A 6,368-nucleotide genomic window follows, 5' to 3' on the forward strand; every position below is an offset into this window, starting at 1 on the left:
AGTGCGGACAACCTTCAGGGACGCCAGTTCTGGCAGCCAGCGCGCGATCGGCGCGTCCAGGGTGAGCACACCGTCGTCGACGAGCGCCAGCACCGCGGCGGCGGTCACGGGCTTGGTGACCGAGGAGAGCCGGAACATGGTGTCGGCCCGCATCGGTGCCGAGCCTGCGGGCTCCGGCGATCCCACGGCCGCGACCTCCACCTCACCGGAGCGGTCCACCAGGGCGACCGCTCCGGGGAAGGCTCCCTCGGCGACGTACTTCTCCAACAGTGCGGTCAGGTGGTTCATCAGGCTCTGCCCCTCGTGTCACGGCCGACGGCGGATACTTCTCTAGGACCGTCCGCCAGCGCGAAACTCATCGGCGCAGGCCCACATGTCTCCTCAGCGGCCGTGGGTCAAGGTGCTGCGGTAATCGGTGTAGGGGTTGTCGAGGACCTTGGCCTCGGGGACGTCCGGGTTCATGCCCTTCGCCCAGGCGTCCTAGGCACTGTCCGATGGATTGCGTGACCAGTGCCGGGCACGCATCGTTTCGGCTGATGTGGGGCGGGGTGATCTGTCTGACACGGAGTGGGCTCTGCTGGAGCCGCACCTTCCGAAGAACGTCGGCCGAGGTGGACGTTGGAAGAACCACCGCACCGTCATCAACGGCATTCTCTTCCGCCAACGGACCGGCATACCGTGGCGAGACTTACCCGCGCGGTTCGGGAAGTGGAAGACCCTTCATGATCGCCACCGGCGGTGGTCGGCGGACGGTACCTGGGACAGGATCCTGCGAGCTGTCCAGGCGGATGCCGGCGTGGAGGGCCGGATCGACTGGAGTGTGGTGAGCGTCGGCTCCACCGTGTGCCGTGCCCACGAGCACGCGGCCGGGGCCCATCACCGGCCGGCACGGATACCAGGGCACCGCAGTCGACCCCTCCAGCATCGGTCCGATGAGGCGGTGGGCCGCTCACGCGGCGGTTTCTCCACCAAGATTCATCTGACATGTGACGGCGGCTGCCGTCCGCTGAGTATCTTGGTTACGCCGGGTCAGTGGGGAGACGCACCCCAGCTGATCCCGGTCGTCACCCGCATCCGAGTCCCGCGCCCGGCAGGCGGGCATCCACGGGCCCGTCCTGACTCTGCGGGCCAGCCACCGTGGCTGCCACGCCGCTGGCGGTGAGTACTCCAGCTGTAGATCGTGATCAGGCGTCGTGAGACGCTGCCCTTCATGATCGCCAGGCTGCAGTGTGTGGTGTTGGACTGTGCCGATGTCGTTGAGCTGTCTCGGTTCTACCAGTCGCTTCTCGGCGGCGTAGTGAACCAGCCGGATCCGCGGTGGTCGCTCAGCGACGGCTGGGCGACGCTTCACACCGACGGGCTTGTGCTTGCCTTCCAGCGGGTGGAAGACCATCAGCCACCACGGTGGCCGGACCCCGCTCGGCCCCAGCAGTTCCACCTGGACTTGGGGGTCAAGGACCTGGAACAAGCCCACGAGGACGTCCTCAATCGGGGGGCCACACTGCTCGACGAGGGTGACGGGCAACGGAGTTGGCGCATCTTTGCCGACCCGGCAGGACACCCGTTCTGTCTCGTCCGAGACTGACTGGGGGGCACGAAGGGGTGTGGCCACCGGTGATCATCGTGAGTTGTGTGGACTAACGACGAGACGGTAGCCGCAGGCCACAGCATAGCTCCCGCCCGTTGGCGGGAGGCGTTCGAGGTGGCCATGAGCCGGATCGCGGGCCGGTTCACCCGGGTCGAACCCCGCCTGCGGGCCGGGCGTTGGTGCTCGGCCTGCTGTCGGACCTGCCGCGCAAAAACTGCGGGACGATCGCGGAGTGGGCCGGGGGGGGCAGTCCGCACGGCATGCAGCATCTGCTGTGCCGGGCCTCCTGGGATGCCGACGCCGTCCGCGAATACGTCACCGAGCACCTCCACGACGAGGCCGCGGTGCTGGTCGTCGACGAGACCGGCGGCGTGAAGAAGGGCACCCACACCGTCGGCATCCAGCGCCAGTACACCGGCACGGCCGGGCGAATCGAGAACTCCCAGGTCGCCGTCTACCTCGTCTACGCCGGCGAGCGGGGACACGCGGCGGTGGACCGGGAGCTGTACATCCCGCGCTCCTGGACAAGCGACCCGGACCGCTGCCGGGCAGCGGGGCTCGGCGAGGACACCGTCTTCGCGACCAAGCCGGAACTGGCCCGCACGATGATCGAACGATTCCTGGACACCGGACACCACGTGGGCTGGGTCACCGGGGATGAGGTCTACGGCGGCAACCCGAAACTGCGCACGGCACTGGAGGAACGCGGCATCGGCCATGTCCTCGCGGTGGCCTGCTCGGCCGAAGTGGTCACCGGCGCGGGCACGTTCCGCGCCGATGCCCTGGTGAAGAAGGTGCCGAAGCGCGTCTGGCAGAAGCTCTCTGCTGGACGTGGTGCGAAGGGACAGCGGTTCTACGACTGGGCCGTCATCGATCTCACCGAGGCGGCGCCGGGCAGCCGCCAGCTCCTGATCCGCCGCAACCGCACCACCGGCAACTCGCCTACTACCGCTGCTTCTCACCCCCGCCGGTGCCGCTGACCGAGCTGGTGCGGGTCGCCGGATCCAGATGGCGTGTGGAAGAGGCCTTCCAGAGTGAGAAAGGGCTGGCCGGACTCGGTGAGCACCAGGTCCGCCGCTGTCCCTCCTGGACCCGCTGGGTCACCCTCGCGATGCTCGCTCACGCCTTTTTGGCCGTCGTCCGCGCCGATGAACACGCCCGTAACCCCGCCCCGGAGGGCTTGGTCCCGCTGTCCTGCAACGAGATCCAGCGCCTGTTCATCACGCTCGTCGTCCAGCCCGTCCACGATGTCGTCCACCGACTCGGCTGGTCCGACTGGCGACGCCGCCATCAGCAGCGATCCCGCACCAGCCATTACGAGCGACAAGCCGCATCGAAGATGAGCCGAAGCTCAGTAGTTGTCACCGGTAGAGCCGGATGACGTGGCGAATGAGGCCGGCCGAAGCAGCGTGGTTGTCACCGACCAGGCACGCGGCTTGTCACAACTGCTCACTCAGCAGCCTTTCTGTCACCAGTCCCGCGACCAGCTGCTGGAGGGGTGCGCAGCCGTAGACGTTCTCCTTGAGGCCCGAACATGATCAGATACTCGACCGGTCCGGCGGATCCGGCGTTTGCGACTGCGTGGGGGATGCGGGTGTCGAACTCGACGACGTCCCCGGCCGTCAGGACGAGGTCCTGGTTGCCGAGTGCGAGCCACAACCGCCCGTACAGGACGCACAGCCACTCGTAGCCCTCGTGGGATACCTGGCGGGGCCGCCCAGGCGGCTCCGCGACGGCAGGCAGGACGTGCTTGTGGGCGTGCAGGCCGCCGACGTACCGGGTCAGCGGCAACACCGCCTTGTCGTTGCCGAAGCTGTGCGGCGCCGCGCTGCGGGGCTCGGCCGCAGGGGCGGGTGCGGTGCCGATCAGCTCGTCCAGGGCGACTCCGTATTCCTTCGCCAGTTGCAGCACCACCTCCAGGGTGGGCTTGCGCCGGCCGGTCTCGATCCGCGACAGCGTGCTGGGCGAGATGCCGGTCGCGCAGCTGACAGCGGCGAGTGTGACGCCACGGCGCTCGCGCACACCCCGCAGCCGCGGCCCCATCGCCGCCAGCGTCTGTGTCACCTCGTCACCTGCCACCGTCCCCGTTCCTTCCGCCGTGCCGCATCACCGCCCTGTCCTGCAACCTTGCCACGATGGCAACGCTCATCGCGCCGAGTGGTCGCCGCGTCGCATGATCGACGGGTTCCCGCCGGCCGCCCGCGAACCGAGGAGAAGTCGCCCATGCGATCCGAGCCGTCCGCCGCACTCCGCCACCGCACCGTCGAGGCCCCTGCCGGGCGCCTGCACCTGGTCGAGCAGGGCACCGGCCCGTTGATCCTGCTGGTGCACGGCTTCCCCGAGTCCTGGTACTCCTGGCGCCGCCAACTCCCTGCCCTCGCCGGGGCCGGGTACCGGGCGGTGGCGATCGACGTGCGCGGCTACGGCCGCTCCTCCAAGCCCGCAGCGATCGACGCCTACCGAATGCTCGACCTGGTGGAGGACAACGTCGCCGTCGTGCGCGCCCTCGGCGAGGAGAGCGCGGTGATCGTCGGCCACGACTGGGGCTCCAACATCGCCGCCGCCTCCGCCCTGCTCCACCCCGCAGTCTTCCGCGCGGTCGGTTTGCTGAGCGTCCCCTACGCGCCGCCCGGCGGTCCCCGTCCCACCGATGTCTTCGGCCAAATCGGCGGCCCCGAGCAGGAGTTCTACGTCTCCTACTTCCAGGAGCCCGGCAGTGCCGAGGCGGAGATCGAGCCCGACGTCCGGAGCTGGCTCGCAGGCTTCTACGCGGCCCTTTCCGGCGACACGATGCCTGCCGAGGGCGAGCCCGACCCGCACTTCGTCGGCCCAGGCTGTCAGCTGTGCGACCGTTTCCCCGCAGGCCCGCTCCCGGCATGGTTGAGCGAGGAGGACCTCGACGTCTACGCCGCGGAGTTCGAGCGCACCGGCCTGACCGGCGCCCTCAACCGCTACCGCAACATGGACCGCGACTGGGAAGACCTCGCCCCGCACCGCGGAGCTCCGATCAAGCAGCCATCCCTGTTCATCGGCGGCGCCCTGGACGCCTCCACCACCTGGATGTCCGACGCCATCGACGCCTACCCCACCACGCTCCCCGCCCTGTCCGCCTCCCACCTCCTACAAGGCTGCGGCCACTGGATCCAGCAGGAACGCCCCGACGAGGTCAACAGCCTGCTGACCGACTGGCTCACCACGCTTCAGAGCTGAACCAGGCCGGCTGCCGTAGCAGCTTGGCGGTGCGTTTCGGGTGGGCCGCGCCGCGGTAGCGCGTGACGTCTGTTCGGTAACGCTGAACAGCCTCATCGCTACGCCGGTGACAACAAGCGTGCCTATGTGACAACTATCGTGCGTCGGCTCACCAGATATGAAGATCACGATCTACAGCTGGAGTATCAGCCCGCTGGTCTCTGCGCTCGGGAATGATGTGCCGAATCTGGCGCCGCCGTAGATAACGGCGGTTCCTGCGGGAACAGGGCTGGGCCTCACTCAGGCGTACCACGCACTGTCGCCGGGAGCCTGGGGCCACGAAAGGGCATGGCTCTACATGACGCTGACAATCGCCAGCGTAGTGGTCGGTCTTGGCGTTAACGGCTCCTTCCTGTGGACGCAGCGCGGTGCGGATACGATTTGCCGACGAGAAGGTCGCGCGCATGTTCGGCTAATCGATAGGGCCTACTGGTGAAGAGTTGTCCTCTGCTGATGTGTACGCCCTAAACCCTCGCCTCCAGCGGAGCGTGGGCGAGGGCAGGACAGAGCCGAGATCCGTCGGACACGCCCTAGCGTTGATCTTTCTTGAGGGTCCACCGACTCCGTCGGTGGACCCTCAAGAAAGATCGAGGCTAACGACGGAATATTTCGGTGCCGAAGTCCACAACGAGCAAACTACGGTCCAATGCGATCACGAGTCCGTTGCACGTCAGGAGTGCGGTAGAGGTGCCTCTCTCCTGCTCCGTTCCGATGAGCGGAACAGGACGCGACAACCGGTTTATCGCGCCCCCACGCTGTCTGCCGAGGGTTTGGAACTCCTGGGCCGGTGTTGCGCAGGGGAGTTTCGCCAGCCCGGGTCATAGCGCCGATTGCACGTGTTGCCACGCTCCCGATCACCTGGAGGAAGTCCATGAAGAGACGCGGAATGGTCAGCGTGATGCTGGCCGGGCTGATGGTCTTCGCGGCCAGCCTGGCCATGGGCGGCAGCGCCCACGCGGCCGGCGGGCCGACAGATGTCGTACAGCCGCTCAATATCGGGGCCGCCTTCACACTCATCAACAGGGGGACCAACAAGTGCGCCGAGGTCGCCGGTGGCTCGCTGCTGGACAACGCCCCGGTGGTGGAGAATGACTGCCTCGCCAACAACACCGATCCCAACCAGAACTGGCTGCCGGTGTCGGTCGGCGGCGGCTTCTTCAACCTGCGGAATGTCCACAGCAACCTGTGCCTGGACTTCGCACGCCCGGTGAATACACAGACCGTCAAGCACCACGTCTGCGGCGGCGATCTCTCCGAGCGGTGGCAGCTGGTGGTCTCACCGAACGTCCCTGGCTTCCTCACGGTGGTCAGCGCGAACCACTCCGGCGGGCACACCTTCTGCCTCGATCTCCGGGACGGTCAGGCGACGAACGGAACGACGGTCCAGATTTATGACTGCCTGGGTGCCGTCAACAACCAGCTCTGGCGCCAGGGCTAGTACTGCAATCACAGTTATTGGTAGGGCAGTTGTGAGTTCTGCCGGTGGCTGTGGTTGTGTTCTGCCGTGTCTGTGGATCTTGGGGTGGGGCAG

Annotated in this window: 5 protein-coding genes and 2 pseudogenes; 5 read left to right on the top strand and 2 right to left on the bottom strand. The window is 67.4% G+C overall.

Annotated features, from left to right (window positions below):
- On the bottom strand, nucleotides 1-288 hold a 288-nt coding region (locus ADL01_RS15880), incomplete at its 3' end, for a serine hydrolase domain-containing protein (RefSeq protein WP_159049535.1).
- Nucleotides 289-538: 250 nt separating this feature from the next.
- Here ADL01_RS15880 and ADL01_RS41985 point away from each other — a divergent pair.
- From ADL01_RS41985 to ADL01_RS41990, 3 genes and pseudogenes are all read left to right on the top strand, one after another.
- A pseudogene (locus tag ADL01_RS41985) lies at nucleotides 539-1,129 on the top strand (IS5 family transposase); the annotation flags it as partial.
- 81 nt (nucleotides 1,130-1,210) lie between these two features.
- Nucleotides 1,211-1,585 (top strand): VOC family protein, encoded by a 375-nt coding sequence (locus ADL01_RS15885; protein ID WP_053742652.1) that lies wholly within the window; start codon nucleotides 1,211-1,213, stop codon nucleotides 1,583-1,585.
- A 123-nt stretch (nucleotides 1,586-1,708) separates the two neighbouring features.
- A pseudogene (locus tag ADL01_RS41990) lies at nucleotides 1,709-2,969 on the top strand (IS701 family transposase).
- Between the two features lie 68 nt (nucleotides 2,970-3,037).
- Here the strand turns inward: ADL01_RS41990 and ADL01_RS15900 are convergent.
- Nucleotides 3,038-3,667, bottom strand: coding sequence for a helix-turn-helix domain-containing protein (locus ADL01_RS15900; RefSeq protein WP_053742649.1), 630 nt, complete (start codon nucleotides 3,665-3,667; stop codon nucleotides 3,038-3,040).
- A gap of 144 nt (nucleotides 3,668-3,811) precedes the next feature.
- Here ADL01_RS15900 and ADL01_RS15905 point away from each other — a divergent pair, with 144 nt between their 5' ends.
- Nucleotides 3,812-4,798: an alpha/beta fold hydrolase gene (locus ADL01_RS15905; RefSeq protein ID WP_053742650.1), complete on the top strand. Its 987-nt coding sequence runs from the start codon at nucleotides 3,812-3,814 to the stop codon at nucleotides 4,796-4,798.
- A 910-nt stretch (nucleotides 4,799-5,708) separates the two neighbouring features.
- A complete protein-coding gene (locus ADL01_RS15910; protein ID WP_078960547.1) occupies nucleotides 5,709-6,275 on the top strand; it encodes an RICIN domain-containing protein in 567 nt (188 codons plus the stop codon).
- Nucleotides 6,276-6,368 lie beyond the last annotated feature (93 nt).

The organism is Streptomyces sp. NRRL WC-3618 (assembly GCF_001280005.1).
Classification (GTDB): domain Bacteria; phylum Actinomycetota; class Actinomycetes; order Streptomycetales; family Streptomycetaceae; genus Streptomyces.